General features: G+C 69.4%; 23 protein-coding genes and 1 riboswitch. Of the genes, 9 read left to right on the top strand and 14 right to left on the bottom strand.

Annotated features, from left to right (window positions below):
• Positions 1 to 66: 66 nt before the first annotated feature.
• On the bottom strand, positions 67 to 639 hold the full coding sequence (locus tag EYW49_RS01695; protein WP_131305312.1) for a pyridoxamine 5'-phosphate oxidase family protein: 573 nt from the start codon (positions 637 to 639) through the stop codon (positions 67 to 69).
• 119 nt (positions 640 to 758) lie between these two features.
• Positions 759 to 1283, bottom strand: a complete 525-nt coding sequence (locus EYW49_RS01700) for a CreA family protein (protein WP_131305314.1) — start codon at positions 1281 to 1283, stop codon at positions 759 to 761.
• Positions 1284 to 1509: 226 nt separating this feature from the next.
• Between EYW49_RS01700 and EYW49_RS01705 the strand changes: the two genes are divergently transcribed.
• A complete protein-coding gene (locus EYW49_RS01705) occupies positions 1510 to 2694 on the top strand; it encodes a DUF2865 domain-containing protein (RefSeq protein WP_165498098.1) in 1185 nt (394 codons plus the stop codon).
• Here EYW49_RS01705 and EYW49_RS01710 read toward each other — a convergent pair.
• The 5 genes from EYW49_RS01710 to EYW49_RS01730 all read right to left on the bottom strand — a co-directional run bounded on the left by EYW49_RS01710 (position 2657) and on the right by EYW49_RS01730 (position 9576).
• Positions 2657 to 3991 carry a glutamate--tRNA ligase gene (locus tag EYW49_RS01710; protein WP_131305318.1) on the bottom strand — a complete coding sequence of 445 codons (1335 nt, stop codon included), beginning with the start codon at positions 3989 to 3991 and terminating at the stop codon, positions 2657 to 2659. The genes EYW49_RS01705 and EYW49_RS01710 overlap by 38 nt on opposite strands.
• A 23-nt stretch (positions 3992 to 4014) precedes the next feature.
• Positions 4015 to 5733, bottom strand: a complete 1719-nt coding sequence (locus EYW49_RS01715; RefSeq protein WP_131305320.1) for an NAD+ synthase — start codon at positions 5731 to 5733, stop codon at positions 4015 to 4017.
• A gap of 9 nt (positions 5734 to 5742) precedes the next feature.
• Positions 5743 to 6957 (bottom strand): PAS domain-containing protein, encoded by a 1215-nt coding sequence (locus tag EYW49_RS01720; RefSeq protein ID WP_131305322.1) that lies wholly within the window; start codon positions 6955 to 6957, stop codon positions 5743 to 5745.
• Positions 6958 to 7143: 186 nt separating this feature from the next.
• Complete coding sequence (locus EYW49_RS01725; protein ID WP_131305324.1) at positions 7144 to 7953, bottom strand: DODA-type extradiol aromatic ring-opening family dioxygenase; 810 nt, start codon at positions 7951 to 7953, stop codon at positions 7144 to 7146.
• Between the two features lie 222 nt (positions 7954 to 8175).
• Positions 8176 to 9576: a class II 3-deoxy-7-phosphoheptulonate synthase gene (locus tag EYW49_RS01730; protein WP_131305326.1), complete on the bottom strand. Its 1401-nt coding sequence runs from the start codon at positions 9574 to 9576 to the stop codon at positions 8176 to 8178.
• Between the two features lie 430 nt (positions 9577 to 10006).
• Here EYW49_RS01730 and EYW49_RS01735 point away from each other — a divergent pair, with 430 nt between their 5' ends.
• On the top strand, positions 10007 to 10714 hold the full coding sequence (locus tag EYW49_RS01735) for a GntR family transcriptional regulator (RefSeq protein WP_165498099.1): 708 nt from the start codon (positions 10007 to 10009) through the stop codon (positions 10712 to 10714).
• An 88-nt stretch (positions 10715 to 10802) separates the two neighbouring features.
• Here the strand turns inward: EYW49_RS01735 and EYW49_RS01740 are convergent, their stop codons facing one another.
• The 4 genes from EYW49_RS01740 to rpiA all read right to left on the bottom strand — a co-directional run bounded on the left by EYW49_RS01740 (position 10803) and on the right by rpiA (position 15748).
• Positions 10803 to 12791, bottom strand: coding sequence for a potassium transporter Kup (locus EYW49_RS01740; protein WP_131305330.1), 1989 nt, complete (start codon positions 12789 to 12791; stop codon positions 10803 to 10805).
• A gap of 200 nt (positions 12792 to 12991) precedes the next feature.
• Positions 12992 to 14404 carry a glutathione-disulfide reductase gene (gene gorA / locus EYW49_RS01745; protein WP_131305332.1) on the bottom strand — a complete coding sequence of 471 codons (1413 nt, stop codon included), beginning with the start codon at positions 14402 to 14404 and terminating at the stop codon, positions 12992 to 12994.
• 71 nt (positions 14405 to 14475) lie between these two features.
• A complete protein-coding gene (locus EYW49_RS01750) occupies positions 14476 to 14976 on the bottom strand; it encodes a DUF2059 domain-containing protein (RefSeq protein ID WP_131305334.1) in 501 nt (166 codons plus the stop codon).
• Positions 14977 to 15055: 79 nt separating this feature from the next.
• The gene (gene rpiA / locus EYW49_RS01755; protein WP_131305336.1) at positions 15056 to 15748 is read right to left on the bottom strand and encodes a ribose-5-phosphate isomerase RpiA; all 693 of its coding nucleotides are present in this window, start codon (positions 15746 to 15748) and stop codon (positions 15056 to 15058) included.
• Between the two features lie 222 nt (positions 15749 to 15970).
• On the opposite strand from rpiA, the gene gph reads away from it, so the two are divergent.
• Both gph and EYW49_RS01765 read left to right on the top strand, forming a co-directional pair.
• A complete protein-coding gene (gene gph, locus EYW49_RS01760; protein WP_131305338.1) occupies positions 15971 to 16660 on the top strand; it encodes a phosphoglycolate phosphatase in 690 nt (229 codons plus the stop codon).
• Positions 16661 to 16785: 125 nt separating this feature from the next.
• Entirely contained in the window at positions 16786 to 16953 is a 168-nt protein-coding gene (locus EYW49_RS01765; protein ID WP_131305341.1) for a Flp family type IVb pilin, read from the top strand.
• Between the two features lie 58 nt (positions 16954 to 17011).
• Here EYW49_RS01765 and rpe read toward each other — a convergent pair whose 3' ends face one another.
• The gene (gene rpe / locus EYW49_RS01770) at positions 17012 to 17698 is read right to left on the bottom strand and encodes a ribulose-phosphate 3-epimerase (RefSeq protein WP_131305343.1); all 687 of its coding nucleotides are present in this window, start codon (positions 17696 to 17698) and stop codon (positions 17012 to 17014) included.
• A gap of 191 nt (positions 17699 to 17889) precedes the next feature.
• Between rpe and EYW49_RS01775 the strand changes: the two genes are divergently transcribed.
• The 4 genes from EYW49_RS01775 (at position 17890) to fghA (ending at position 21495) form a co-directional block, all read left to right on the top strand.
• Positions 17890 to 18552 (top strand): TetR/AcrR family transcriptional regulator, encoded by a 663-nt coding sequence (locus tag EYW49_RS01775; protein ID WP_131305345.1) that lies wholly within the window; start codon positions 17890 to 17892, stop codon positions 18550 to 18552.
• Entirely contained in the window at positions 18533 to 19321 is a 789-nt protein-coding gene (locus EYW49_RS01780; protein WP_131305347.1) for a VOC family protein, read from the top strand. The genes EYW49_RS01775 and EYW49_RS01780 overlap by 20 nt, the downstream gene beginning before the upstream one ends.
• Before the next feature lie 204 nt (positions 19322 to 19525).
• Complete coding sequence (locus EYW49_RS01785; protein WP_131305349.1) at positions 19526 to 20653, top strand: S-(hydroxymethyl)glutathione dehydrogenase/class III alcohol dehydrogenase; 1128 nt, start codon at positions 19526 to 19528, stop codon at positions 20651 to 20653.
• The gene (fghA, locus tag EYW49_RS01790; RefSeq protein WP_131305352.1) at positions 20653 to 21495 is read left to right on the top strand and encodes an S-formylglutathione hydrolase; all 843 of its coding nucleotides are present in this window, start codon (positions 20653 to 20655) and stop codon (positions 21493 to 21495) included. Before EYW49_RS01785 ends, fghA begins: the two co-directional genes overlap by 1 nt.
• A 173-nt stretch (positions 21496 to 21668) precedes the next feature.
• Here fghA and EYW49_RS01795 read toward each other — a convergent pair whose 3' ends face one another.
• A complete protein-coding gene (locus EYW49_RS01795) occupies positions 21669 to 22976 on the bottom strand; it encodes a purine-cytosine permease family protein (protein ID WP_206365354.1) in 1308 nt (435 codons plus the stop codon).
• A gap of 163 nt (positions 22977 to 23139) precedes the next feature.
• A riboswitch (cobalamin riboswitch) is annotated at positions 23140 to 23332 on the bottom strand.
• A 1163-nt stretch (positions 23333 to 24495) separates the two neighbouring features.
• Here EYW49_RS01795 and EYW49_RS01800 point away from each other — a divergent pair.
• Positions 24496 to 25272, top strand: coding sequence for a MerR family transcriptional regulator (locus EYW49_RS01800; protein ID WP_131305354.1), 777 nt, complete (start codon positions 24496 to 24498; stop codon positions 25270 to 25272).
• A 269-nt stretch (positions 25273 to 25541) separates the two neighbouring features.
• Here EYW49_RS01800 and fba read toward each other — a convergent pair whose 3' ends face one another.
• Entirely contained in the window at positions 25542 to 26606 is a 1065-nt protein-coding gene (gene fba, locus EYW49_RS01805) for a class II fructose-bisphosphate aldolase (RefSeq protein WP_131305357.1), read from the bottom strand.
• Between the last annotated feature and the right edge of the window lie 112 nt (positions 26607 to 26718).

Consider the following 26718-nt stretch of genomic DNA (forward strand, 5'->3'; position numbering starts at 1 on the left):
ACGAGGCGGCGGACGCGGGCAAAAGTCAAGATCCGCCCGCGGCGGGGCGGATCTGCGTGCGGACCGTCAGGCCCTCGGCGGGGCGACGTCGTCGAACAGGCCGGTGGGCAGGCCGTCGATGCTGACGGCGTTCTTGCGGCGGCGATAGTCCTCGAGTTCGGCGTCGGTGCGCGAGGCCACCCAATGGTCGAGCTGATCGCGCGGACCGACGGACTCGAACCGCGGCACGCCGTAGCCGCAGGAGGTCTGCACCAGATCGACGTCGAGTCGGATCATCTGGCGGGCGCCGCGCGGCTCGTCACCGTCGTAGTGGGTGGCCAGCAGTTCGGCATAGTCGGGAGTGCCGCGCCGGATCACCCGCCCCTGCCCGTAGAGGCGCAGAATCATCGGCGGCCCCTCGAAGGCGCAGAACATCAGGGTCAGGCGTCCGTCGGCGGCGAGGTGGGCGGCGGTCTCGTTGCTCGAGCCGGTGAGGTCGAGCCACACGACGCAGTCGGCGGCGAGCACCCGCAGGGCGTCGGTGCCGCGCGGGCTGAGGTTGACCCGGGCGCCGGGCGCGGCGGAAGCCGCGAAAAAGATCTTCTGACGCGCGATGAAGGTGCGATGGATCGAGCCGAGGCTCGGAAACTGCTTGGACATGGGTCTCCCCCTCGCTTGCCGATCGGACGGGCCCGGCAGGCGCCGACCGACGATCCGATCGCCACCCGGCCGCACACCCGGCCGGGGAGAGACCGCGTATCATGCCGATCGGCGCGTCGTCACTTCACGAAATCGGCGCAACGCGGCGGCGGCTCGGTGCCCCAGGGCATCAGCGGCACCGAGGAGGTCGAATTCTTCGGGCTGCCGTCGATGATCTTGTCGGTGTAGACCATATAGACCAGTGTGTTGCGCTTGGCATCGCAGCCGCGGACGATCTGCATCTTCTTGAAGAACAGCGAGCGGCGCTCGCGGAACATCTCGTCGCCCTGGTCGACCTTGCGCTTGAATTTGATCGGCCCGACCTGGCGACAGGCCAGCGACACGTCCGAGGTCTGTTCGGCGAGGCCGACCATGCCCTTCAGGCCGCCGCGTTCGGGCACCGTGAAGTGGCAGGCGACGCCCTCGACGTCGGGATCGTCGATGCCGTAGACGGCGAGCTTGTCGTCGGGGGTGAGCAGCTTCCACACCGTCGACTTGCGGAAGATCAGATCCGGCTCCTCGGCGCCGGCGGGTGCGGCGACGGCGACGAGCGCCGCCCCCAGGGCGAGCGCGGCGAGACCGGAGCGAGTGAGCGGCGACGGCATGGCGTATCTCCTCTGTGAGCCCCTCATATGGGTCTCGTTTCGCCGGAGCGGGAGGGGGGATGCGCCCTCCCCGGCCCGCGAAGCGCCGCGCGATCGGACGATCGGCGTGATACCCTCGCAGGGCTCCGGCGATGTATACCCGGCGACGGGAGATTCGCACGTGCCGAGGATCGAGACGACCGACAGTTTTGTCCGTAGAGCCTCCGCGCGACCGTCGTTCGGCCGCGTGGGCCGGGCGGTCGTGGTCGCGCTCGGGCTGATCGCCGCAGCGCCGGCGCTCGCCCAGACCAACGCCTATGTCTGCAACGATCTGACGGCGCGGCTGGCGGCGCTGGCCAAGGTCCCGGCGAGCAACGCCGACCGCTGGGCCGGGGCGATCGCCGAGCAGCGGGCGGCGTTGGAACAGAACCGGGCGATGGCGGCGCGCTGCGCCGGGGCGATCGACACGCGCTGCGCGGCGGTGGTGGCGCGCGGCCAGCAGATGACCACCAATCTCGCGGCGCTCGAGCGCCAATATGCCGGGATGGGCGGCGACCGCGCCGCCGCTTCGCCGGAGCGCGCCCGGCTGCAGGCGCTGATGGCGCAGTTGCACTGCAACGAACGTCCACCGGCCGGCGCCGTGGTGCCGCCGGGGACCAGCGCCAATCCGGGATCGCGCAGTCAGGTGACCATCGGCGGGGTGCCCTTCACCACCCGCGCCGGCGACGAGATGCCGCCGGGCGTCGGCGGCGCGACGATCCGCACGCCGCCGCCGAGCCGTCCGACCGGCCTGTTCGCGGCGCTGTTCGGCAGCACCGCGACGGTCGAACCGGAATCGGAGACGCCGCCCGACGAGCTCGACCCGGCGCTGGCCCAGGCGATGTCGGGCAGTTTCCGCACGCTGTGCGTGCGCACCTGCGACGGCTATTTCTTCCCGATCTCGTTCAACGCGCCGCGCGGTCGGCTCGGCACCGACGCCAATGTCTGCAAGGCGCTATGTCCGGGCACCGAGACGCGGCTCTATTTCCATCACAATCCCGGCGAGGAGGCCGAGCAGGCACTGTCGGCCGACACGATGGAGCCGCTGACCCGGCTGCCCAACGCCTTCCGCTATCGCACCCAGGTCGTTCCCGACTGCCGCTGTGGCCGGCCCGATCCGAGCCTGCTGCCGGCCGCGGCGGGGGGACTGCTCGGCGGGCGCGGACTGCCGACCCGCGGCTTCGCGCTCGACGACGTGCCCTCGCCGCATCCGCGGCCGGGGCCCGACGCCGACCCGGAGACCCAGGCCGAGATCGTCGCCGGCTTCGAGCCGGGCGCGCCGATCCCGGTGGTGGTGGCGACGGAGGGTGGCGACGGCGCCCAGGCGACGGCCGAACCGGCCCCGCCGCCCAAGGTCAGGACAGTCGGTCCGAAGTATTTCGGCGACCGATGAGCGGCAGCAGCCGCTTCATCTCCGGCCCCTCGTCGCGGCCGGTCAGGGCCAGCCGCAAGGGATGGAACAGGGCGCGGCCCTTGCGCCCGGTCGCCGCCTTGATCGCCGCGGTCCAGCTGCCCCAGGTGGTGTCTTCCCAGGGTTCGGGCGGCAGCAGCGCCGCCGCGGCGGCGAGGAACGGCCGATCTTCCGGGTCGTTCGCCGCCTCGATCGGCCCGCGCACCACCGCGGCCCAGGCGACGGCGTCGCCGAGGCGGCCGAGGTTGTCGCGCACCGCCTCCCAGAAGGCCGGGCCGAGATCGGCGTCGAGGGCAGCGAGCCGCGGGGCGGCGTCGGAATGGGACAGGCCGTGCAGCAGGTGGGCGTTGATCGCGTCGAGTTCGTGGGGATCGAAGCGGGCGGTCGAGCGCGACACCGCGGCGAGATCGGCGTGGGGCGCGAGGGCGGCGAGGTCCGGATAGGCGCGGATCTCCTCCGACGAGCCGGTCAGCACGGCGATCGCCGCGACGGTCATCGGCTCGTAACCGGCCTCGCGCAGCGAGCCGATCGACAGCGAGCCGAGGCGCTTCGACAGCGCCTCGCCGGTGGTCGAGGCGATCAGGTTGTGGTGAGCGAAGCGCGGCACGGCGCCGCCCAGCGCCTCGAAGATCTCGATCTGCACCGCGGTGTTGGTGACGTGGTCCTCGCCGCGGACGATGTCGGTGACGCCCATCTCGACGTCGTCGACCACCGACGTCAGGGTGTAGAGGAAAGTCCCGTCCTCGCGCACCAGCACCGGATCGGACAGCGAGGCGGTGTCGATGGTCTGGGCGCCGCGCACCCCGTCGAGCCATTCGACGCGGCGGCCGTCGAGACGAAAGCGCCAATGGGGTCGGCGGCCCTCGACCTCGAAGGCGGCGATCTCGTCGGGGCCGAGCGCCAGGGCGGCGCGGTCGTAGACCGGCGGCAGGCCGCGGGCCATCTGGCGGCGGCGGCGGCGTTCCAGTTCGTCGGCGGTCTCGAAGGCCGGGTAGAGGCGGCCGGCGGCGCGCAAAGCGTCGGCCGCGGCCTCGTAGCGCGGCAGCCGCGCCGACTGGTGCTCGACGCGGTCGGGCACCAGACCGAGCCAGGCGAGATCCTCGGCGATCGCCGCGGAGAACTCGGGGCGCGAGCGTTCGGTGTCGGTGTCGTCGTAGCGCAGGATGAAGGTCCCGCCGCGCGACTTGGCGAAGAGATAGTTCAGCAGCGCCGTGCGGGCGTTGCCGATGTGGATGCGGCCCGTCGGCGACGGGGCGAAGCGGACGACGGGTGCGGACACGGGAACGACCTCGGGCGGAACGGTCAGACGACGACGGGGCTCGACGGTCGGGACACCGGCACCTCCGGCAGGTCGACCGGGCGGCCGGGATCGCGGAAGCCGTTGGTGATCGGATAGCGGCGGTCGCGGCCGAAGTTGCGGGCGGTGATCTTGACCCCCGGCGCGGCCTGACGGCGCTTGTATTCGGCGACGTAGAGCAGGCGCTCGATGCGCCGCACCAGGGCCTCGTCGTAGCCCTCGGCGACGATGTCGACCACCGCCATCTCCTTCTCGACCAGCCGTTCGAGCACGCCGTCGAGGATGTCGTAGGGCGGCAGGCTGTCCTGATCGGTCTGGTTCTCGCGCAGTTCCGCCGAGGGCGCCTTGGTGATGATCCGCTCGGGGATCACCACGCCGGCCGGGCCGAGGCTGCCGACCGGACGGTTCGCATTACGCCAGGCGGCCGCGGCATAGACCTCGGTCTTGTACAGGTCCTTGATCGGATTGAAGCCGCCGTTCATGTCGCCGTAGAGGGTGGCGTAGCCGACCGACATCTCCGACTTGTTGCCGGTGGTCAGGACCATCGGGCCGAACTTGTTGGAGATCGCCATCAGGATGGTGCCGCGGGTCCGCGACTGGAGGTTCTCTTCGGTGATGTCGGCGGCGCGGCCGGCGAAGACCGGGGCGAGCAGGGCTTCGAAGCCGTCGACGGCGACGCCGATCGGCACCACGTCGTAGCGGATGCCCAGCGCATCGGCGCAGGCCGCGGCGTCCTCGAGGCTGTCCGACGAGGTCCAGCGATAGGGCAGCATCACCGCATGGACACGGGGCGCACCCAGCGCATCGACGGCCATCGCCGCGACCAGGGCCGAATCGATGCCGCCCGACAGGCCGAGGACGACGCCGGGGAAGCGGTTCTTGTCGACGTAGTCGCGCAGGCCCAGGACGCAGGCCGCATAGTCGGAAGCGACGCCGGTCTCGACCTCGGCGCGGGTGCCGGGGGTGACGCGCCAGCGACCGTCGCGGCGGGTCAGTTCGACGACCTCGAGCGCCTCGCGGAAGGCCGGCAGCTGCACGGCGAGCGAGCCGTCGGCGTCCAGCGCGAAGGAGGCGCCTTCGAACACCAGTTCGTCCTGGCCGCCGAGCTGGTTGAGGTAGAGCAGCGGCAGGCCGACCGCCGCGACCCGGGCGGTGGCCACCGCGAAGCGCTCGCCGAGCACGCCGGCGCGGTAGGGCGAGGCGTTGGGCACCAGCAGGATCTCGCCGCCGGTCTCGGCGATGCAGGCGACCGGCGCGGGACCCCAGATGTCCTCGCAGATCGGCACGCCGATGCGCACGCCGCGGAATTCGAAGGGACCCGGCAGCGGGCCGGGCACGAACACCCGCTTCTCGTCGAAGGGGCCGTAGTTGGGCAGGTCGACCTTGTGGCGCAGCGCCGCGATCTTGCCCGCATCGAGCAGGGCGTGGGTGTTGTGCAGGCCGTCGGCGTCGCGCCAGGGCAGGCCGATCAGCACCGCCGGGCCACCGTCGGCGGTATCCGCGGCGAGGTCGGTCAGCGCCGTCATGCAGGCGGCATGAAAGGCCGGCTTCAGCACCAGATCCTCGGGTGGGTAGCCGGCGAGGAACAGTTCGCAGAACAGCACCAGATCGGCGCCGCGTTCGGCGGCGGCGGCACGGGCGGCGCGGGCCTTGGCGAGGTTGCCGGCGACGTCGCCGACGACCGGGGCGATTTGGGCGAGAGCGACGAGAAGGCGATCGGTCATACCCGAGATCTACCGCGCCGCGTGCGCCGCGACAACCGCCGGAATGCGCAAGGGTCGGGGTTCGTCGTGATACTCGACGAACAGCAGGTCGTCGTCGTAGTCGAACATCCGGCCGACCCGGGCGCCCATCTTGAGGTGCAGGAGAAGGTGACCGGCGGTGGTGATGGTCAGCGGATCGGGGTCCGAGGGGAAGCCCGAGAGATCGCAGACGTTCTCGACGAAGCTGCGCCGATCGGCGGGCACGTGGAAGGCTTCGCGGGCGGCGCGGTTGGCGTAGATCACCTCCGCCGTCTCGATCGACACCAGCAGGATCGGGTGCTTGACCCATTCGAGCGCCCGGTGGTTCGACGGCGGGCGCGACTCGCGCGGCGGCGGGACCACGACGGGAGCCGGCGGCGGTTCGGGAAGGACCTGCGCCGGGGCGGCGGCGGGGCGCGTCGGGGCGAGGCCGAGTTCGACGAGATCGGCCTCGCGCGCGGCGCGTTTGGCGGTGACCACCATGACGATGCCGGACATCTCCTCGGCGCCGTTGCCCCAGGGGTTGGCGCGCCAGGCCAGACGCGGTCCACCGAGGCCCGACAGGGCGAGGATGCCGGACACCGCCGAGGAACTGCCGACCGCTTCGATCAGGCGCTCGCGGGTCGAACGCGGCAGCTTGGCCTCGATCACGCCGGCCCAGTCGCCGGCGTCCTCCTCGGCCTCGGTGATGCCGAACAGTTCCAGGGCATTGCGGTTGAGGCGGCGGACCTTGAGGTGGGCGTCGAAGATGATGATGCCGTCGTCGGAGGAAATGAACAGCGCCTCGATGATGAAGGACAGGCTGCGCGCGACGTGCTCGGCCTCCTTCCAGCGGTTCAGCACTTCGACCAGGCCGACGATGCGGCTGCCGGGGCCGGTGCCGACGCGGCGGGCGGCGAGGCGCAGATGGATACGGCCGCCCCACGACGCGTGCCAGGCGACCTCGACGACGCGGTCGCAGTCGGGGGATTGCAGGATCTCGGCGAGATAGGCGCGGAACCGGTCGCGGTCGGGCTCCTCGACACAGGCGACGGTGCGCTCGAGGCTCAGCACCTGATAGCCGGTCTCGACCGGCGGATCGTCGGGGCCATGGGGACGACCGAGGCCCTTGGGCAGGTAGACCTGACGCTTGTCGACGTCGACCAGCCAATAGCCGATGTCGACGGCATAGCCGACCTTCTTGACGACGTCGACGAGACTGCGCATGCGGGATTCTCCGATGCAGTGCACCCGCAGGGGTGGCGAACGATCGGAAGATCGCCCCGGCCACACTGTCACCGACGATGGCTAAGCAATGGTTGAACGGAATGCCGAAAATTCGCTGGAATTCGCGGCATTCTCGTTCGACTCCGATAGAATTCCAGTTCGCGCGCCGGTGGGCGGCCGTTCGCCTCACGAGGCGAAGCGATAGGCGTCCATGGCGAGAACCGCGAAGTTGCGGCTGTCGTGGATGCGCAGGCCCTCCTCGCCACCGGCACCGAGCGCCACGAACAACGGCAGCAGGTGCTCGTCGGTCGGGTGGTTGCGCACCGCGTGCGGCGCGGCGCGGCGATAGTCGAGCAGCGCCTCGACGTCGTGGGCGGCGACCTTGGCAGCGACCCAATCGGCGAATTCGGACACCCAGGCGGGGCTCGGCGCATCGAGCGGGCGCAGGCCGGTCGGGGTGAAGGCCTCGTGCAGATTGTGGGTCAGCGAACCCGAGGCGAGCACCAGGACACCTTCGGCACGCAGGCCGGCGATCGCCCGGCCGAGGTTCCAATGATGGCGGGGATCGCGACGCGGCTCGACCGAGAGCTGGACGACCGGGATGTCGGCATCCGGATACATCAGCTTGAGCGGCACCCAGGTGCCGTGATCGTAGCCGCGGCGGGCGGCGATCGCCGGCTCCAGGCCGGCGGCGGCCAGCGCCTCGGCGACCCGCCCCGCCAGTTCCGGATCGCCGGGGGCGGGATAGACCATCCGATAGAGCTCGGGTTCGAAGCCGCCGAAATCGTAGATCATCGCCGGATGGGGATCGGCGACGACGGTCGGGCGGGCGGCGGCGAAATGCGCCGAGACCGACAGGATCGCGGTCGGACGCGGCAGGTCGGCGGCGAGGCCGGCGAGGAAGGTGCGGGCCGCACTGGGGTGCAGGATCATGTTGGGGGCGCCGTGCGAGACGAACAACGCCGGCAGGGCGGAGGCGGGAGCGGGAGCGGTCATCGGCGGATCTCTCGGACGGCGTCGGGGCGTCGACGCTGGGGCGCCCGGTAGGCGAGCGCTACCGGTCCTACTGAGATCGTGCTTCCGCGATCGTTCGTCAATCGACGGCGATGGCACCGGCCAAGGACGGATCGTTCGGCTTTATCGAACGATGGTCCAACCGGTCGGCGGCGCGGGCGGAAGGCTCCGTCCGCGGGCCGGGTTACGGGTGCGCCGCGCGCCTCACTCGGCGGCGACGAGGGTCGCCGGCGGCCGGCCGGCGCGATCCTTCTTCAGTTCGGCAGCGACCAGGAAGGCCAGTTCGAGCGCCTGGGCGGCGTTGAGCCGCGGATCGCAGGCGGTGTCGTACTGCTGGCCGAGGTCGGCCTCCTGGATCGCCACGGCACCGCCGATGCACTCGGTGACGTTCTTGCCGGTCATCTCGAGGTGGACGCCGCCGGCCCACGAGCCTTCGGCGCGGTGGATCTCGAAGAAGCTCTGGACCTCCGACAGGATCTTGTCGAAGGGCCGGGTCTTGTGGCCAGACGTCGAGGTGATGCCGTTGCCGTGCATCGGGTCGCAGGACCACACGACATTGCGGCCTTCGCGGGCCACGGCGCGCACCAGATCGGGCAGGTGGCGACCGACCTTGTCGGCGCCGAAGCGGGCGATCAGGGTCAGGCGGCCGGCTTCGTTCCGGGGATCGAGGGTATCGATCAGGCGCAACAGGCCGTCGGCGTCGAGCGACGGGCCGCACTTGAGGCCGATCGGATTGGCGATGCCGCGGACATATTCGATGTGGGCATGGTCGAGCTGGCGGGTGCGGTCGCCGATCCACACCATGTGGGCGGAGGTGTCGTACCAGCCGCCCTCGACCGAATCCTCGCGGGTCAGCGCTTCCTCGTAGGGCAGCAGCAGCGCCTCGTGGGAGGTGTAGAAGTCGACCGACTGGAGTTGCGGCACGGTCTCGGCGGTGAGGCCGCAGGCGGCCATGAAGTCGAGCGCCTCGGAGATGCGATCGGCGACCTCGGCGAAACGCTCGGCGACCGGGCTGTCGGCGAGGAATTCGACCATCCAGCCCTGGACGCGCTCGAGCTTGGCATAGCCGCCGTGGGCGAAGCCGCGCAGCAGGTTGAGGGTCGCCGCCGACTGGCGATAGACCATGCGCATGCGCTCGGGATTGGGCTCGCGCGACTCGGCGGTGAAGTCGAAGCCGTTGATGATGTCGCCACGATAGGACGGCAGCTCAAGGCCGTCGCGCCGCTCGACCGAGGAGGAGCGCGGCTTGGCGAACTGGCCGGCGATACGGCCGACCTTGACCACCGGCAGGCCGGCGGAATGGGTGAGCACCACCGCCATCGACAGGAAGATGCGGAAGAAGTCGCGGATCTGATTGGCCGAATGCTCGGCGAAGCTCTCGGCGCAGTCGCCGCCCTGGAGCAGGAAGGCCTTGCGATCGGCAATGCGGCCGAGCTGGCGGCGCAGGCGCCGGATCTCGTCGGCGATGGCCAACGGCGGCCAGGTCGCGAGGTCGTCCTCGACCGCCGCGAGCAACGCCCGATCGGCGTAGTCGGGCACCTGGACGATCGGCTTGGCTCTCCAGCTCGTCGGCGACCAACCGGCCGCGTTCAAGGACTTCGTCATCGATCCCGCTCCTGTCGCTCCGCCCCGTCGCGGCGCCTTCGCCACGCCGGCGACCGGCGTACCCCCGCGCCCGGGCGAGCGCCGGGGCGACGGAGGAGCGCGTTTATACACACTCGTCCCGACCTTGACCACCGGCGCGCCGGCGCACGGCATGCCCCCGGCGAACTTCGCAGTGCCGTTGCATGTGCTTCGCGTCGGCGAGACGGTGGGCGAGGCTCAGTTGGATTCTTCTTACGCCTCGGCAGCCCCTTACATTTACATGCAAATATTCGACTTTAGATTATCTGTATAAGGTCCGATTGTGAAAAACCGCAATCGGACTAACATGACACCGTCTAGGGAACGGCGATCGCAATCGACCATGCCGAATCGTCGAAAATTTTCCGATCGCAGCCCGCAGAGGCGGCATCGGGCGGAGGGGAGGAAGGCCATGTTGCGTGGCGCTCGTGAAACCGAGAAACTGGACGACGACGACGGGCTGATCGTCCGCAAGTCGGAGCGCGCCTATCAATGGTTGCGAGACGAGATCTTGTCGTTTCGAATGCAGCCGGGAGTGTTCATCGACAAAGTCGAGATCTGCGCCAAGCTCGACGTCTCCAAGCAACCGGTGACCGCGGCGCTGTCGCGGCTGGAGCAGGAGGGACTCGTCGAGATCTATCCGCAGCGCGGCTCCTATGTGGCGCGGCTGCGGCTGGTGGCGATGAGCGAGAGCCTGTTCATCCGTGGCGCCCTCGAAGCGGCGGCGGTCCGTCGGATCGCCGAGGACGGCAACGAACTGCTGCTGCGCAGCCTCACCCGCAACCTCGAGGCCCAGGATCAGGCGATCCTGGCCGACGCGCCGGCGCGATTCTTCTCGCTCGACATGGAATTCCATTCGGCGATCGCCCGGGCGGTGCCCTATCCGCACGTCGCCCATCAGGTCGACATCGGTCTGGCGACGGTCAAGCGCTGCCGCGAGTTGTTCCGCCCCGACGCGTCGTCGCTGCGCGGCGCCTTCTCGGCCCATCGCCGCATCCTCGACGCACTGCTCGCCCGCCAGTCGGAAGTGGCGGCGCGCGAGATGCTCGACCACGTGGCCGACTATGCCGCGATGCTGCGCGGCCTCGCCGACGCCCGGCCGGAACTGTTCGTCGGCTGACCGCCGGCGTCGTCCCCGAAACGACGAAGCCCCTCGCAACGGTCCGCTGCGGGGGGCTTTCGCATGACGGGACGGGGCGATTGCCCCGTCAGATGGTGATCTGGGCGCCGAGGTCGATCACCCGGCCGGGCGGGATCTGGTAGTATTCGGCCGGATCGGCCTGGTTGCGGTAGAGGAAGATGAACAATCCGCGCAGCCAGGTCCAGATGCCGCCCTCGTCGCCTTCGACCAGATGGGCGCGCGACACGAAGAAGCTCAGGTCCTTCTTGTCGACATAGACGCCCATCGCCTCGGTCGCCTTGACGGCACTGGGCACGTCCGGCGTCTCCATGAAGCCGAAGCGCACCTTGACCATCGCCAGACCGTCGCCGAGCTGATCGACCGAGGCGCGGGTGGCGTTGTCGACCCAGGGCTCGTCGGTGGTCTGGATGTAGAGGAAGACGATCTGCTGGTGGGCGCACTTGTTGTGCTTGAGGTTGTGCAGGAACGACCGCGGCGCCAGCGACGGATCTTCCATCAGGTAGATGGCGGTGCCGCGGACGTGTTCGATGCGCGGGCTGCGCAGCGCCGAGAGGGCGATCTTGATCGGCACGCCCTCGTGGCGCCGGCGGGCGGCGAGCCGCAGACGCCCCATCCGCCAGGCCGACATGACGAAGATCAGCAGCGCGCCGATCACCAGCGGCAGCCAGGCGCCGTGCAGGATCTTGGTGGCGCAGGACACGAAGAAGGCGAGGACGATCACCATGAAGCAACCGACCAGCGGGATCGCCTGGAGGCGGCTCCAGCCCCACACGCCGCGCGCCACGATGTAGGCGAGGATGGTGGTGACCACCATGGTGCCGGTCACGGCGAAGCCGTAGGCCTCGGCGAGCTTCTCGGACTTCTGGAAGATCAGCACGATGGCGATGACGCCGACGAACAGCAGCAGGTTGATCGAATGGACGTAGACCTGACCGCGTTCCTCCGCCGAGGTGTGGCGGGTGTCGGTGCGCGGCCAGAAGCCGAGATGGGCGGCCTGATGGGTCAGGGTGAAGGCGCCGGAGATCACCGCCTGACTGGCGATCACGGTGGCGACCGTGGCGAGCAGCACCAGGGGCACCGCGAAATGCGCCGAGACCAGATGGAAGAACGGGTTTTCGACGTCGAAGCCGCCGGCGGCGCGACCGAGCGCCCAGGCGCCCTGGCCGAGATAGTTGAGCACCAGGGCCGGGGCGACGACGAAGGCGAAGGCCTTGCGGGTGGCGTCGCGGCCGACGTGACCCATGTCGGCATAGAGCGCCTCGCCGCCGGTGACCGCGAGCACCACCACCGCCATGACCGCGAATCCGGCCGGGCCGGTGCCGATCAGGAACTCGATGCCGGCGCGCGGATCGAGGGCGTAGAGGACCTGCGGATAGAACGCGATCTCCTTGATGCCGACCACGGCGAGGACCGCGAACCACACCAGGATGATCGGTCCGAACCAGCCGCCGACCTTGGAGGCGCCGCCGCGCTGGACCGCGAAGAGCGTGGTCAGGATGACGATGGCCATCGGCAGCACCACCTCTTCCAACGCCGGGGCGATGACCTCGAGGCCTTCGACCGCCGACAGCACCGAGATCGCCGGGGTGATCACCGCGTCGCCGTAGAACAGCGAGGCACCGATGATGCCGGCCACCGCGATGAAGCCGGCGAAGCGCGGCACCGACTTGGCGGCCAACGCCATCAGGGCGAAGATGCCGCCCTCGCCGCGGTTGTCGGCGCGCATGATGAACACCGCGTACCAGATGCCGACCACGACGAAGAGCGACCACACGATCAGCGACAGGAAGCCGAGGACGTCGTCGGGAACCGGGTGGATGACGCCGGACTTGAAGGCGGTGTCGAGGGTGTAGATCGGCGAGGTGCCGATGTCGCCGAAGACGATGCCGAGCGCCGCGAGCACCCCGGCATGGCCGGCGGCGTGGGCGTGCGGCTTGAGGCCGACCGACGGCATGTGATCGAGGTCGGGCGCCGTCTGGGCCAGGACCGCCTCACCATCCGCGGATTTCGCCACGGCGGCGTCGTGTTCGGAGCGGTCTTCGTCGTTCGGGGCCATGGCCCTCTCCTCGCACGGTGCGCAGCGCACCGCCGTCGTTGATCATTGCAAAGCGGGAGTCGAGTCGAAAAGCGGCCGGCGCCCCGCCCCCGCTCGGGTCACCACCGACGGCGGATCGACGACGCTCCGCCCACGATCCGCGGCGTGCCACCCCCGACCCGTCCGGACGCGGCGGAAAATAGCCCTGCCCGGGGAGCGGGTCAAATCGGCGCAGTTCCCGACCCGGTCGCGATCGGGTCGGTGGCCGGACGCCAATGGCCGGTGGGGCTCCGCATGGTCACCAGTTCCTCGGCGGCACTGGGGTGCAGGGCCATGGTGGCGTCGAAATCGGCCTTGCGCGCCCCCATCCGCACGGCGATCGCCACGACCTGGATCATCTCGGCGGCGTCGGGCCCGACGATGTGGACGCCGAGGACGCGATCGTCGGCGGCATCGACCAGGATCTTCATCAGGGTGCGGCCTTCACGACCGGCGAGCACGGCGCGCATCGGCCGGAAGGTGGCGCGATAGACGTCGTAGCCGCGGCCGATCGCCTGGAGGTCCTCCTCGCCGGCGCCGACGGTGCCGACTTCCGGGGTCGAGAACACCGCGGTCGGGATCAGGTCGTGGGAGACCTCGACGGTGCGGCCGCCGAACAGGGTATCGGCGAAGGCATGGCCCTCACGGATCGCCACCGGGGTCAGGGCGACCCGGTCGGTGACGTCGCCGACGGCATGGAGCCAGGGCAGCGCGGTGGCGGCGGTGCCGGTGACCGGCACGGCGCCGTTCGGGGCGAGCGCCAGACCGACCCGGTCGAGCCCGAGACCGGCGGTGCTGGGACGTCGGCCGATCGCCAGAACCACCGCGTCATGGGTCGAGACCCGGCCGCCGCGGGTGGTGGCGCGGAGGCCCTCGGGGGTGCGCTCGAGGCGGGCGACGACGTCGCCGGTGATCACCTCGAGACCGCGGGCGGACAGTTCGCCGTGCAGATGCCGGCGGACTTCGAGATCGAAGCCGCGCAGGATCTCCTCGCCGCGGTAGAGCAGCGTGGTCTGCGTCCCGAGCCCGTTGAACAGGCTGGCGAATTCCACCGCGATGTAGCCGCCGCCGAGCACCAGGAGGCGCTGGGGCCGCTCCGGCCAATTCATCACCTCCTCGGAGGTGACGGCGAGCGCCTCGCCTTCGAAACCGGCGTCGCGGACCGGGGTCGCGCCGGTGGCGACCAGCACATGGGCGGCGGTGACGGTGCGGCCGTCGGCGAGGAGGCGGATCTGATGTTCGCCGACGATCTCGGCGCGGGTGCGCAGCACTTCGACGCCGGAGCGGTCGAGGTTGGTGCCGTAGGCGGCCTCCAGGCGATCGATCTCGCGATCCTTGGCGGCGAGGAAGGTCGGCCAGTCGAAGGCGGCCGGGCCGACCGTCCAGCCGAAGCCGGCCGCGTCGGCGAAGTCGTCGGCGAAGCGGGCGGCATAGACCATCAGCTTCTTGGGCACGCAACCGCGGATCACGCAGGTGCCGCCGACCCGATATTCCTCGGCGACCGCCACCCGGGCGCCGTGGCCGGCGGCGATCCGCGCGGCGCGTACGCCGCCCGAGCCGCCGCCGATGACGAAGAGATCGTAGTCGAAGCTCATCGCGGACCTCTCGGACGGAAACGGCGCGGGCAAAGGGAGATCGCCGCCGGAGCGGCGACGGATGCGGCGGCTCAGAGGTTGAAGCCGCGCTTGCGCATCTCTTCGCGGACCTTGGCCAGCAGTTCCTGGCTGATCTTCTGCTGCCAGACCTGGGCGGCGACGCCGGTCATCTGGACGAGGCCGTTGGTCTCCTTGGTCAGCTTCTGACCGACCGGCGAGGCGTAGAACTTGGTGATCTCTTCGAGCTCGGGCTTGGTGAAGCGCGCCGCCCAGATCTCCTGGATCTGGCGGTCGAGCTCCGGACGCTTGGCGGCGAGCTCGATCGCGGCGGCGTTGGTGACCTCGTCGATCTGCGCCGAGATCGCCGGATTGGTGCGCACCAGCATCGCCTTGGTCTGCTGGGTGAGGCCGATCAGGATGTTGTCGAAGCCGTCGCTGACGTGGGAGGCTTCGATCGCCGCGCGGGCGGCGGCGATGTGGTCCTTGGCATAGTCCTCGGCGAGGGCCGCGGTGGAGAGGCCGAAGGAGATCACGGCGGCGGCGGCGAGGCGAGTGGCGAACGGGGTGAGCATCGATGAACTCCGTTGAGTCTTCCGAAGGGAAAAAGAGCGAAAGGGACGTCCGGGCGGCGGCGCAGCGGGCCGCCCGGCTTCAAGGGCGCAGCACCTCGACCCCGTCGTCGCGCGCCACGACGGCGGCGGTGGCGAAGCCCAGGAACAGCCCGTGTTCGACGACGCCGACCGTCGCGTCGAGGGCGGTCGCGAGCCTCGATGGATCGGGAATCCGGCGAAACGATGCATCGACGATCCAATGCCCGCCGTCGGTGAGGTAGGGATCGGACGCCGGGCCCGGCCGCAGCCGCAGATCGGCGGTGAGCCCGAGCTCGGCGACGAGGCGTTCGAGGCGGCGCAAGGTCGAGGCGAAGCCGAAGGGCACGACCTCGATCGGCAGCGGAAAGGCGCCGAGTTCGGCGACCGTCTTGGAGGCGTCGGCGATCACCACCATGCCGGCGGAGGAGGCCGCGACGATCTTCTCGCGCAACAGCGCGCCGCCGCCGCCCTTGATCAGGGCGAGATTCGGGCCGATCTCGTCGGCGCCGTCGACGGTGAGGTCGAGGTCCGGGGTCTCTTCCAGCGTCGTGAGACGGATGCCGAGGGCGGTCGCCTGGGCGAAGGTGCGCGCCGAGGTCGGCACGCCGACCACGTCGAGGCCGGCGGCGACGCGGGCGCCGAGCAGATCGACGAATTCGGCGGCGGTCGAGCCGGTGCCCAGCCCCAACCGCATTCCCGGTTCGATGAAGGCGAAAGCCGCCTCGGCGGCCCGCCGCTTCAATGCGACGCTCATCGTCGTTCCCATTCTGCCGACCGGTGACCGCCGGCCCTTTGCGCCGACGCGGCGGTCCGGGCGGGCGGCATACGTACGGACCCGGGTCTCCATAGCGCAGGCGGGACGGGCTCGCCAGTCCCCGCGGCGGGCGGCGTGCCGGACAGACGTGCGTCGCGCCGGGTTTCGCGAGCCGCTCGCCCCGGTTAGTGTCCGCCGTCCCCTCACCGGAGCCGCCGCACCATGTCAGCCCCTCTTCTCGTGTTCGATCTCGACGGCACCCTCGTCGACACCGCCGCCGATCTGATCGGGGCGCTCAACCGGGTGCTGACCGGCGAAGGCCTGGGGGCGGTGAAGATCGAGAACGCCGGCGCGCTGATCGGCGCGGGGGCGCGGGCGATGCTGACCCGCGGCTTCCGGATGAACGGCCGCGAGCCCGATGCGGCCGATCTCGATCGGCTGTTCCCGGTGTTCCTCGCCCTCTATGCCGCCGATCTGGTGACCGAGAGCCGGCCCTATCCCGGGGTGACCGCGATGCTCGCACGCTTCGCCGCGGCCGGCTGGCGCTTCGCGATCTGCACCAACAAGCCCGAGGCGCTGTCGGTGCGGATGATCGAGGCCCTCGGACTTTCCGCCCACTTCGCGGCGATCTGCGGCGGCGACACCTTCGCGGTGCGCAAGCCCGACGGCGCCCACGTGCTCGGCACCATCGCCCGGGCGGGCGGCGACGCGGCGCGGGCGATCATGATCGGCGACAGCCTCAACGACGTCGCGGCGGCGCGGGCCGCCGGCATTCCGGTGATCGGGGTGAGTTGGGGCTACACCGACGCGCCGGTCGCCAGCTACCAGCCGGACGCGGTGATCGACGACTTCGCCGATCTGTGGGACGCGGTGGCGGCGCTGGGCGCCGCCGCGAGCGCGGCGGAAGGTTGACGGGAGATTGATGCGACCGCCCGGAGCGGTCGATGATCGCGAGTGACATTCCTCAACTACGTCGCTTTACGCCGGCTCAACATCTCGATGCCAAGATCCTCGTACCGTGACGAGAGGATCCTGCGATGTTTCTGGCGCTTTTCCGAAAATTTTCCGCCGACGAGAGCGGTGCCACCGCGATCGAATACGGCCTGATCGCCTCGCTCGTGGCGAGCGCGGTCATTACCGGCGCCGGAAAACTCGGGACCAACATGAACAATACCTTCACCAATCTTGCGGCGAAGATGAAGTAACTCAGCCGGGATGCATCGTCGAGCGTCGCCGGGCCTCGGTTTTCGGCCCGGTCGACGCTCAGACGCCGATGATCTCGCCGCGGCCTTCGGCGATCGCCGCGCGCAGGCCGGCGATGGTGCCACGGTAGTCGGGCGCGCCGAAGATCGCCGAGCCGGCGACGAAGGTGTCGACCCCGGCGGCGGCGGCGCGAGCGACGTTGTCGAGCTTGATGCCGCCGTCGATCTCCAGGCGGATGTCGCGGCCGGAGGCGGCGATGCGCTCGCGCACGGCCCGCGCCTTGTCGAGCACGTGGGGGATCAGCGACTGGCCGCCGAAGCCGGGGTTGACCGACATCAGCAGGATCATGTCGAGGCGCGGCAACGTCCAGTCGAGCACCGACAGCGGCGTCGCCGGGTTGAGGACCAGGCCGGCCTTGACCCCGTGCTTGGCGATCAGTTCCAGCGAACGGTCGACGTGGTCGCTGGCTTCCGGATGGAAGGTGACGCTGTCGGCGCCGGCCTCGCAGAACATCTCGATCATCCGATCGACCGGTTCGACCATCAGATGGACGTCGATCGGCGCCGGGGTGCGCTTGCGCAGCGCCGCCAGCACCATCGGACCGAGGGTGAGATTGGGGACGTAATGGTTGTCCATCACGTCGAAATGGATCCAGTCGGCCCCGGCGGCGAGCACGTCGGCCACTTCCTCGCCGAGACGGGCGAAGTCGGCGGCGAGGATCGAAGCGGCGATGACGGGGGGGAGCATGGCGAACCTCGCGGATCAGACGACACGGTCGCGCAGCAAGGGCGATCCGGGCACACGAGTCAACCGGTCGGGCCGCCGCAGGCGATCACGACCGCAGACAGCGACGGCGCGGCCCCATGCCCCTCCGCCCGCTCACGGCGACCGCGGGACACGATCTTGACAGAAACCGACCGGTCGGTATGTTTCTTTGTATGCGTAGTTCCCCTGAAGCCACCGCCGACCTTCGCCCCGTTCGGACCCGCCTGCTCGATGCCGGCGTGACGATCGTTCGCCGCCGCGGCTATGCGGCGACGACCATCGACGAGCTCTGCCGCGCCGCCGGCGTCACCAAGGGCGGGTTCTTCCACCATTTCGCGTCCAAGGACGCCTACGGCGTCGCGCTCGCCGACCATTGGAGCGAGACCACCGGGCGGCTGTTCGCCGCGGCGCCCTATCACCGGGGAGACGATCCCTTGGAGCGGATCTTCGCCTATCTCGACTTGCGCGCCGCGCTGATCGACGGACCGATCGACGCCTTCACCTGCGTCGTCGGGACCCTGGCGCAGGAGATCCATCTGGAGAGCCCGACGATCCGCGACGCCTGCGGCCGCAGCATCTTCGGCCACGCCTCGACGCTCGAGGCGGATTTCGCCGCGGCGCTGGCCGCCCGCGGCCTCGTCGCCCCGACCGCCCGCAGTCTGGCGCTGCACACCCAGGCGGTGATCCAGGGTGGATTCGTGCTGGCCAAGGCGGCGGGCGACGCGGAGGCGGCGCGCGAGGCGGTGGCGCATCTGCGGCGCTACGTGGCGCTGTTGTTCGAACGGGAGACGACGGTTCACGAGGGAGGAGGAAGCGATGTCCAACAAGCACGGTGACTGGATCTGGTACGAATTGATGACGACCGATGCCGCAGCGGCGACGACCTTCTACGGTCCGCTGCTCGGCTGGAGCGTCGGGCCGGCCATGGACGTCGGGGGTGGCGCCGACTATCGCCAGATCACCGCGCCCGACGGCGATCATGCCGGCGGCATTCTGGCGCTCACGCCGGAGATGGTGGCGGGCGGCGCCCGCACCGGGTGGATCGGATACGTCGCGGTCGACGACGTCGATGCCGCGGTGACGACCCTGACGACGGCAGGCGGCGGCGTGGTGATGCCGGCCAAGGACCTGCCCGGCGTCGGCCGCTTCGCCCTGGTCGCCGACCCCGAGGGCGTGCCGTTCTACGTGATGCGCGGGTCGGTCGAGGGGCATGCCAGCCGCGCCTTCGCCGCCGACGGACCGCATCCCGGGCACTGCGCCTGGAACGAGCTGTCGGCGATCGACCAACGGCGGGCCCTCGCCTTCTACGGCACGGTGTTCGGCTGGATCCAGGACGGCGGCATGGACATGGGGCCGCTCGGCACCTACGCCTTCCTGCGCCACGGCAGCGTGATCGGCGCGATCATGCCGAAGCCGGAGCATCGGCCGGCACCGGGCTGGACCTTCTATTTCCGCGTGCCCGACATCGACGCGGCGGCGGCCCACATCGGCGCCAACGGCGGGCAGGTCTTCCACGGCCCGGTCGAAGTGCCGGGCGGCGACTGGATCGTCAACGCCGTCGATCCACAGGGCGGGGCCTTCGCGTTGGTCGGCCGACGCGCCTGACGCGGCGGGCGACCGGGCTTCGGTCGATTCGATCGGGGCGGGCGGCGCGTAAGAGCGCGCCGCCGACTTCGTCGCGCGCGACTATCGGTCGCGTGCGGGACTCGTTAGGATCTCTCCTTAAGTGGATCTGCCGATTCAAGCGGCCGATCACCACGCGCACGGGACTCGCTCCGCAGATCCCGGCCATCCGAGGAGACGTCCCCCATGAAGTCGCGCGCCGCGGTGGCCTGGGCCGCCAATCAGCCGCTCACCATCGAGACCATCGACATTGCCGGGCCGAAGGCCGGCGAGGTGCTGGTCGAGATCATGGCCACCGGGGTCTGCCACACCGACGCCTATACGCTGTCGGGGCTCGATTCGGAGGGCAAGTTCCCGGCGATCCTCGGCCACGAGGGCGCCGGCATCGTCCGCGAGATCGGCGCCGGGGTGACCTCGGTGAAGGTCGGCGATCACGTCATCCCGCTCTACACGCCGGAATGCCGGCAATGTAAGACCTGCCTGTCGCAGCGCTCCAACCTGTGCACCTCGATCCGCGCCACCCAGGGCCAGGGCCTGATGCCCGACCACACCTCGCGCTTCTCCTGCGAGGCGGTCGGGGCGCGCGGGTCGGAGATCTTCCACTACATGGGTTGTTCGACCTTCTCGAACTTCACCGTGCTGCCGGAGATCGCGGTGGCGAAGGTGCGGCCGGACGCCCCCTTCGACAAGATCTGCTACATCGGCTGCGGCGTGACCACCGGCATCGGCGCGGTGATCTGGACCGCCAAGGTGCGGCCCGGGTCCAACGTCGTGGTGTTCGGGCTCGGCGGCATCGGCCTCAACGTCATCCAGGGCGCCCGCATGGTCGGGGCCGACAAGATCATCGGCGTCGATCTCAACCCGTCCAAGGTCGAGATGGCCAAGAAGTTCGGCATGACCCATTTCGTCAACCCCGACGAGGTCGGGCGCGACAAGGTGGTCCAGGCGATCCAGGATCTGACCGACGGCGGCGCCGACTATTCGTTCGAATGTATCGGCAACGTCCACACCATGCGCCAGGCGCTCGAATGCTGCCATCGCGGCTGGGGCGAGAGCATCATCATCGGCGTGGCGCCGTCGGGCGCCGAGATCGCCACCCGTCCGTTCCAGCTGGTCACCGGCCGCGTCTGGAAAGGCTCGGCCTTCGGCGGGGCGCGTGGCCGCACCGACGTGCCGAAGATCGTCGACTGGTACATGGACGGCAAGATCGACATCGACAGCCTGATCACCCATACGATGCCGCTCGACGAGATCAACACCGCCTTCGATCTGATGCACGAGGGCAAGTCGATCCGTTCCGTAGTGGTGTTCTGATGGCCCTCGACATCGTCTCCCGATCCAAGTGCTTCGGCGGCACCCAGACGACCTATCGGCACGCTTCGGCCGAGACCCGGTGCGACATGCGCTTTTCGGTGTTCGCGCCGCCACATGCCGAGCGCGAAGCGGTGCCGGTGGTGTGGTTCCTGTCCGGGCTGACCTGCACGGAAGAGAACTTCACGGTGAAGGCCGGGGCGCAGCGGGTCGCTGCCGAGCGCGGGCTGATGCTAATCGCCCCGGACACCAGCCCGCGCGGCGAGGGCGTGCCGGGCGATCCGGCGGGGTCCTACGACTTCGGCTTCGGTGCCGGATTCTACGTCGATGCGACGCAGGCACCGTGGTCGACCAACTACCGCATGCGCTCCTGGCTGGAACACGAATTGCCGGGCCTCGTCGGGCGCGAGTTGCCGGTCGACATGATGCGTCAGGGGATCATGGGCCATTCGATGGGCGGCCACGGGGCGCTGACCCTGGCGTTGCGCGAGCCGTCGCGTTTCGCTTCGGTCTCGGCCTTCGCGCCGATCGCCTCGCCGATGAACTGTTCGTGGGGCGAGAAGGCGTTCACCCGCTATCTCGGGCCGAACCGCACGATGTGGCGCACCTACGACGCCTGCGCGCTGATCGAGGACGGCGCGCGGCTGCCCGGCCTGCTGGTCGACCAGGGCACCGCCGACGGATTCCTGGCGGCGCAGCTGAAGCCGGAGCTGCTCGAGGCGGCCTGCGAGGCGGCGCGGATGCCGCTGACGCTGCGACGTCAGGACGGCTACGACCACTCGTATTTCTTCATCGCAGGCTTCATCGCCGACCATCTGCGTTGGCACGCCGAACGATTGGGGTGAGGCCGCCGGGTGCATCGCGGAAGTAGGATGCGTGGTCGTAGGGTGCATCCCGCAACGTAGGGTGCATCGAGCGCCAGCGAGTTGCACCGTCGGCGCCCGAGCCCGCCCCGGCGTCCCTCATGACCGCCGCCGGTGCAACTCGCTGGCGCTCCATGCACCCTACGGGGTGCACCCTACGGCCCTTTCCGCCCGAAGCGCAGCCAGGACGCCTCGAGCAGCGCCGCGGCGGCGAAGCCGAGATAGGGGCCGACGTCGGCGCCGCCGATCCGCTCCGACAGCAGCCCGGTGTAGAGCGAGTTCGCCGAGAACAGGCCTATCGAGGCGATGGTCACCGCGACGAAGATCCCGCAGCCGACGGTGATCCCGGCGGGCGTCCCCTGCCGATCGCCGACCATCAGCCAATGGGTCAGCAGGACCGCGGCCCAGGGCGCGATGCCATGGGCGAACAGGAACAGGAAGTTCTCGAAGAAGGCGACGAAGTCGTCGGAGGCGAGCAGGCAGACGACGTAGCCGAGGACCGCGCCGATCACCGCGGTGAGCGGACGCGAGATCCGGACGCCGGCAGAAATCAGGCTGTAGGCCGCGGAATTGTCGTTGACCGCATTGCACGGCACCGAATTGAGCGCCACCAGGAACAGCACGACCGGGGCGAAGGGCCCGGCCAGCGTCTTCAGCGCGTCCATCACCGCGACGGGCGAGGGCTCCGTGACCAGCGAGGCGGTCGCCCAGCCGAAGAAGCAGAAGGCGACGGAGGCCGTGAACAGGCCGGCGAACACCGGGACGAACACCCTGCGGCCCGGCGTCGCCGCCGGCAGATAGCGGGTGTAGTCGGCGGCGTAGGGCGCCAGGGTGATCGAGTAGGACACCACCAGCAGCAACGCCGCGAACACCGCGCCGATCGGCGCGGCGACCCCGGTCACCGCGACGCCGGTGCGGGCCACGGCGACGACGCCGAGGATCGCGAAGGCCAGCCCGAGCAGCAGGCCGAGCCAGCGGGCGGTGGCCTGGATCAGGTGATGGCCCCACAGGCCGACCAGCAGCTGCAGCGCCACCAGGATCCCGAAGGCCAGCCACGACGGCAGGCCGAGCCCGGAGCCGGCGGCCAGCGCGATCAGCGCCGCGGCGGCGAGCGAATTGAACACCACGTCCCAGCCGATCGCCCCGATCCAGTTGAGGAGGGCGGGCAGGCGCTTGCCGGTCGCGCCGAGGGCGAAGCGGCCGACCTCGAGCTGCGGCAGGCGGGTGCGCGGTCCGAGCACCGCCATCGCCGCCGGCAGGGCGCCGCCGACGGCGCTGCCGATCAGAATGACGCCCATCGCCTGAGTGAAATCGAGCCCCATCACCGCGACCAGCACGCCGATCAGCCAGGTGGCGATGCCGGTATTGAGGACGAAGAACACCCAGAACGGGTTGCCGACGGCGAGGGTCTGCTCGTGCGCGGCGACGCCGTCGGTGACGAGCGAGGGGTGGGTCCGCTCCATGCGGAAGGCGGAGATCCCGCGGCCGGCCGAAACATCGGCGGTCGCGAGGTCGGTGGACTCGAGCGTACGGGTAGACGGGGCCGCCCCAGGGGCAGCGGAGAAGGAGATCGGCATCGGTGGTCCCCACGAGCCATCTGCGATCGGTTCCGCCGTCCATGCGGAACAGACCCACGAGGGCTCGGCCGGTCTTCCGACTGAGGATCAACCCGCGGCGAGACCTTCCCGGCAGATGCCAGTGGTCGCTGCTCGGACGAGCCGAGCCTCGCAGCGGTCCCCCTTCACGGCGTTGGGCACGTCACGGATTTGCACCGTGTTCCCGATTCTCCCGACAGGGCACCGAACCGCCGGCATCGTGGCATGGCGGCGGGCGAGGGACAAGGACGGGCGGCCTGTGACACGGTGCCTCGATCGGAGGGGGCTCCGAGGGGCATCGCGGTAGGGTGCACGGTCGTAGGGTGCAAGGTCGTAGGGTGCATCGAGCGCGAGCGAGTTGCACCATGGGCGGGAGTGGTGCGCTCCGGCGTTCCCCACGACCTCGGCCGGTGCAAGTCGCTGCGCTCCATGCACCCTACGGACCAATGGACCATTCCCCACTCGATCCCGGCGACCTCGCCACCGGGATTCTGCTGTCGTTGGTAGTGCGAGCGCAAAAAGAGGCGCGTGCGAGAAGTGGGTCGTACGGATTCTCGACAATTTCGATATCAGAATTTCTATGTTATTGAATTAACTTCGGAGCATTCCGACACACTCCGCGAGTAACGACCATGACGGCGCGCAACTACACACCAGCGCTCGCATTGCCGGCTATTCTTCCGATTATTTTTCTCCTTGGACCTGAACTAAATGTATACAGGCTACTTCTAATTGATTCCGCGCCCGCCTATGCGAAGGTTACATCAAAGAGCGAGTCCTTCAGAACTGGTAAAGGCATCTAGGAACTGGAAATACAATTCACTGTTTCACGGGGAAGAATGGTCGAGGCAAAAGTCTTAGTCGCATCACACGCCTATTTCACAGAAAGCGAAATTCATATAGATTATTATCCTGATATTCCTTCTCATTGCCTAGTCTCAAAAACCGAGAGTGGTAACATTTATAGAGGCGTTTTATTTAATATTTTCATTTTATTACCAATATCTGTAATTTTATTGATTTATCTATCTTTGATATCCGCATGTGATTTTCGAGATTTACTCATAAAGAAGCTAAGACATAGAAATAATTGATGCGTTTTATCTATGCGTCCTAGGGTAGAACAGGCACGCCCCGACGGTGCCCGCGAACTGCCGAGCGTATTCGTAGAGTGCATCGAGCGTGAGCGAGTTGCACCAGAGGCGGGCATGGCTCTCTCCGGCGTCCCCCACGACCTCCGCCGGTGCAAGTCGCTTCGCTCCATGCACCCTACGGCGGGCACCCTACGAGTTGCACCCTACCGGGCCCGGTGTGCCCCCACTGACCCCTTGACTCGGCCCCAGGGGCCGGCCGCAGAACCACGGGCGTCCATCGACGGGAGGCGCGATTGAGCCGGATCTCGAACTACCGGACCGCTGGGGAGACCGCCGCCGTGCTCGGCGTCTCGATCAAGGCGCTGCGGGTCTATGAGCGCCACGGCCTGGTCGCGCCGGATCGCACGGCCGCGGGATACCGCGTCTACGGTCCCGTCCAGATGCGTCGCCTGCACCAGGTCCTGGCGCTCAGGTCGCTCGGCCTGTCGCTCGCCCAGATCGGCGCCTGTATCGCCGGGCTCGGCGACGAACTCGGGCCGATCCTGGACCTCCAGGACCGCGACCTGCGCCAGCGCATCGCCCGGCTGCAGACGGCGGCGGCGACCGTCGCCGCGGCGCGGGCGCGGCTCGCGGCCGGCGAGAGCCTGTCGGTGGACGATCTCGTGAAACTGACGAAGGAGATCGTCATGACCCAGGAAAGACCCGATTGGCGCGAGGCGCTGACACCGCTGTTCGCCGAGCACTTCACCGAAGCCGAGCGCCGGGCGATGATGCCGCCGGYGCGCCCGCCCGACGACGGCGCGGCGGCGGCCGAGCGCGCGGCGCTGTTGGCCGAGGCCCGGGCGCTGGCGGGCACCGACCCGGGCGCGCCGGCGGCCCTCGATCTCGCCCGGCGCTGGCGCGACCGCGCCCTGGCGTTCGCCGGCGGCGACCCGGTCCGGCTCGCCAAGCTGCGGGCGGTGTTCGACGACGCGCTGGCCGATCCCGAGGTCGCCCGGACCCTGCCGTGGCGCGAAGAACTGGCGTTCATCAAGACCGCCACCGCGCGGTTGGAGGCCGCCGAGAGGTGAGCCGAGGACGGGGGACGTAGGGTGCATGGCCGTAGGGTACATCGAGCGCCAGCGAGTTGCACCGTGGGCCGGCGAGGCTCGCTCCGGGCGTCCCCACGACCTCGGCCGGGGCAAGTCGCTGCGCTCCATGCACCCAACGGGCACCTCCCCCCGCAAACGAAGACGCCGCCGCGGATCTCTCCGGGCGGCGTCCGTCTCGGGCGGCGCCGTCCACCGGCGCTCTCCTCCCACTGTTTCGGTCGGATCCGCGCGAGCGGACCCGACGTCGTTCACTTGACGATCTGCGCCAGTTTGCCGGAGGCGTAACCGGCGGCGATCTCTTCGAGCGGGGCGACCTTGATCTTGTCGGCCTGGCCGGCGGCGCCGAAGGCCTCGTAGCGGGCCTTGCAGACCGCCGACGCGGCCTTCTGGGCTTCGGCGTTGTACTTGCGCGGATCGAATTCGCCGGGCTTGGTGGCGAAGACGCGACGGATCGCGGCGGTCATGGCCAGACGCAGGTCGGTGTCGATGTTGACCTTGCGCACGCCGTGCTTGATGCCCTCGACGATCTCCTCGACCGGAACGCCGTAGGTCTCCTTCATGTCGCCGCCGTACTTGCGGATCTCCTCGAGCAGCTCCTGGGGAACCGACGACGAGCCGTGCATCACCAAATGGGTGTTGGGGATGCGGGCGTGGATCTCCTTGATACGGCTGATGGCGAGGGTCTCGCCGGTCGGCTTCTTGGAGAACTTGTAGGCGCCGTGCGAGGTGCCGATGGCGATCGCCAGCGCGTCGACCTGGGTGCGCTTGACGAAGTCGGCGGCCTGATCGGGATCGGTCAGGAGCTGTTCGCGGGTCATGGTGCCTTCGGCGCCGTGCCCGTCTTCCTTGTCGCCCTTCATGGTCTCGAGCGACCCGAGCACGCCGAGCTCGCCTTCGACCGAGACGCCGATCGAATGGGCGAAGGCGACGACGGTGGCGGTGGTCTCGACGTTGTATTCGTAGGAGGCGACGGTCTTGCCGTCGGCCTGGAGCGAGCCGTCCATCATCACCGAGGTGAAGCCCGAGCGGATCGCCGCCTGACAGATCGCCGGCGAGGCGCCGTGATCCTGGTGCATGACGATCGGAATCTCGGGATAGGCTTCGACCGCGGCCTGGATCAGGTGGCGGAGGAACTGCTCGCCGGCATATTTGCGGGCGCCGGCCGAGCCCTGCAGGATGACCGGGCTGCGGGTCTCGCGAGCGGCCTCCATCACGGCGCGCACCTGTTCGAGATTGTTCACGTTGAAGGCCGGAAGGCCGTAGCCGTTCTCGGCGGCGTGGTCGAGCAACTGGCGCATGGAAACGAGCGGCATCGCATTCTCCCCGATCGGTTTCGAAGGCGCCGACACTAGCACGCTTCGACGGTCCGGGGTTAAGCCGCCACGCCGATCGGTTCAAGAGAGTCGTTGGTCCATGGGGTTGGCA

The organism is Siculibacillus lacustris, from assembly GCF_004328075.1.
Taxonomy (GTDB): domain Bacteria; phylum Pseudomonadota; class Alphaproteobacteria; order Rhizobiales; family Ancalomicrobiaceae; genus Siculibacillus; species Siculibacillus lacustris.